We start from the raw sequence: 3,065 nt of genomic DNA, 5'->3' as shown, positions 1-3,065 counted from the left end.
CAACTTCTGATAACGCGGCGTTATGTTAACTGAACATGTATAGAATATACATTACTTCTTATTTAACGAATGGTCAGGTTGTTGAATAACGAAAACCTTCCAAGTTATTTTTCTCCGGAATGTTAAGAAAATCTTAAGAAAGCTCTTCACTAAGTATTAAGGTTTTCTGGTTAGAATAAAGGCAGTGATAGAAAGAGAAGGGGGTCTCCGCCCTACATTGAACCAACTAGAAAACCAGTTTTCCAACGAATTAAATACTACCTTTCAAGAGAAATACAAAATTAGTTAGGAGTGAAATTATGAAAATGTTTCTTGCAACACGTATCATTTGTTTAACCTTGTTTGGCTGTTCTGCTCAGAAAAAAACGAACGAAGCTTTATCTTTCGAGTTTGTAAGCTGGGAGAACGAAGTTTATGTGGTCAGTGATGGTGAAAAAGTTGAAAAAGATGAAGTTGGACAAAAGATTGGAGAAGTAACGGAGTTTATTGACCAAAAAGGGCGCAACTATCAAGGAACAGCATCAAATGTATTCAAAGAGGGAACAAAACTTTATGAAATTAAAGATATAGAAACTGATAAGGGTATAGCTATTCAAAAAGACGATGGGACATTCATTAAAGGGACATTATCTGATAAGTGGCTTAAAGAAAATTTAGGGTCAATTGCTAACCAAGAAATTTCAATTCCGATTGGAGAATAAAACTTGTTCGTATAAAAAAATGCCTTCTGGCTAAGTGACCCGGAGGATATTTTTATAGGCTTTTAGATACATTGACTCCCGATAATGAGATGTTATGTCTACCTCACATGTATAGGATATACACAAAAAAAAAACTAATTTACGCAAATTTAAATGGTATAATTTAACTCTTAAGATTGCACTCTAAAAATGAATAGGAGAACTTCTATGACAACAATTAGTACAGAAAATCCATGTGTTACTTTAATCAATGTATTTACTGTCGAACCTGAGCGACAAGATGAATTATTAAATCTATTAATTCATGCTACAGAAACAGTAATGAATAAGATTCCAGGATTTATTTCTGCCAACTTTCATAAAAGTTTGGATGGAACAAAAGTAGTAAACTATGCCCAATGGAAAGATAAAAACGCATTTTATGTTATGCTAAAAAATCCTGAGGCCGTTATTCACATGAAGGAAGCAGAAAAAATTGCACAGAAATATGAACCAACTCTATATCAGGTAGCTTACACTGATTCGATTTTTGATCATAAAAAATTATATTAAAGTTTTTTGAAAAAGCCCCTTTAGTTTAAACTAAGATGCTTTTTATAACTTCATAGATACATTGACTATCGAGAACGACAATTATGTAAATACGAAACCCTTTCAGCAAGTAAATTGAAGGGGTTTTTTCTAGATACAGTGACTACTGATAAGTGAAGTTATGTCAATTTCACATAAATACAATATTAAGAAAAAATTACATAAAATTGTATATTTTTAATTAGTAATATATAATTTTGATATGAAATTTATTGATTATATGGAGGATACATATGACTGATAAAATGAAAATTACGATTGGTGTTTTAGGTGGCATAGTTGGAGGATTACTTTCTTTATCGGTTTCTCTTCATTTAGATTGAAATTTATTAATAAGTCTAGGACTTTCGATTGTAGATGGTTATTTATTGGGCTATTTAGTTTGGTGTTTGTTAAACATAAAGAGAAAACAGACAAATAATATTTAATTCAATTCTTATAAATAGAGAACTTTTTAAGATGGAGAACAAGAATTGGAGAAACTTTTAAAAGCAATTTCCGATAATAATGCGTTATGTTAACTCTCTATGAATAGAATATACATTTTTATTTACATAGGATTTAAATATATTCATAGCGAAATAAACTAAATACAAAAGGAGGAGTAACCATTATGTCATTTCCAGTTCTAGAAACAGAAAGATTAATACTAAGAGAAATTACAAAAGAGGATTCAAAGGCTATTTTGATTATTTTTCAAGAGAGGATGTAACACAATTTTATGGTATGAATTCTTTTAAAGATTTAAAAGAAGCTGAGACTCTTGTTGAGAACTTTCAGAGTGCTTTTCATGATAAAAGAGGAATTCGATGGGGAATTGTTACAAAAACAGAAAATGAATTTATTGGAACAATAGGATTTCATGCTTGGAGTCCTCAACATAAACGTACAGAAATAGGCTATGAGATTCATCCAAATTATTGGAGGAAAGGATATATATCGGAAGCCGTGAGGACAGTTATTACATATGGATTTAATAAATGGGATTTAAATAGGATTGGTGCAATTATCTTTACAGACAATATTGCTTCACATAAATCAGTACAAAAATTTGGTTTTAAACAAGATGGATTATTAAGAGAATACATGTATCAAAATAATTATCCGAACGATGTTATCAGTTATTCTCTACTAAAAAGTGAGTGGAATAATTAAAATCATTTTACTACCGCTAACGAGAAATTATGTGAACACGAAAGTCTTCCAGTTAAATAATTTGGAGGGCTTTTAATAGTCTTCTAAATACATTGAATCCTGATAATGATGTGTTATGTAAACTTCACATGTATAGGATATACATCCGAAAATCTAAACAAATCGGTTCTTCCTAATAGTACAATTAGGAAAAGGAGGAAAAATAATGGTTATAAAGAAACAAAAGGTGGAACCGCTATGGTTAGTCACAATCGGATCTATTTGTATGCTTATGGCTTTTCAAATTCAACATTCGGGGTTACAGCTCGCAGGACTCATCGCTGGGGCTGGTTTAAATGGTTGAGCTCTCGGATTAACAATCATGCGTTCCAAAAAGAAAGATTAACATATCCCCCTCTCGAAACGGGAGGGGTTTGCTAAAGAGGAGGAATACAAATGACTGGGAAGAAGACTTTAATGAAGTCATTGATTGATAATGGATTCTTGACTTCAATATTTGTAACGCTTATTGGGATTCTCACGCTTGTGTATGTCCTTATCTAACCGAAGACTGCACTTCTAATTGCAAATGTTATTTCCTTCCCTTCATTTTGGAGGGGGAATTTGCTTTACTTCCGC

At 31.6% G+C, this 3,065-nt stretch carries 4 protein-coding genes; all 4 read left to right on the top strand.

Annotation, left to right across the window (positions count from 1 at the left end; translation table 11 throughout):
* Window positions 1–299: 299 nt before the first annotated feature.
* A complete protein-coding gene (locus LOK41_RS27700) occupies window positions 300–701 on the top strand; it encodes a hypothetical protein (RefSeq protein WP_241819310.1) in 402 nt (133 codons plus the stop codon).
* A gap of 207 nt (window positions 702–908) precedes the next feature.
* Window positions 909–1,253 carry an antibiotic biosynthesis monooxygenase family protein gene (locus tag LOK41_RS27695; RefSeq protein WP_241819309.1) on the top strand — a complete coding sequence of 115 codons (345 nt, stop codon included), beginning with the start codon at window positions 909–911 and terminating at the stop codon, window positions 1,251–1,253.
* 765 nt (window positions 1,254–2,018) lie between these two features.
* The gene (locus tag LOK41_RS27690) at window positions 2,019–2,447 is read left to right on the top strand and encodes a GNAT family N-acetyltransferase (RefSeq protein ID WP_347269385.1); all 429 of its coding nucleotides are present in this window, start codon (window positions 2,019–2,021) and stop codon (window positions 2,445–2,447) included.
* Window positions 2,448–2,652: 205 nt separating this feature from the next.
* Window positions 2,653–2,790, top strand: a complete 138-nt coding sequence (locus LOK41_RS27685; RefSeq protein WP_241819308.1) for a hypothetical protein — start codon at window positions 2,653–2,655, stop codon at window positions 2,788–2,790.
* The last annotated feature ends 275 nt before the right edge of the window (window positions 2,791–3,065 follow it).

Source organism: Bacillus sp. TL12 (genome assembly GCF_022625245.1).
GTDB lineage: Bacteria > Bacillota > Bacilli > Bacillales > Bacillaceae_G > Bacillus_A.
This window is presented reverse-complemented; position numbering and strand designations above follow the sequence as displayed.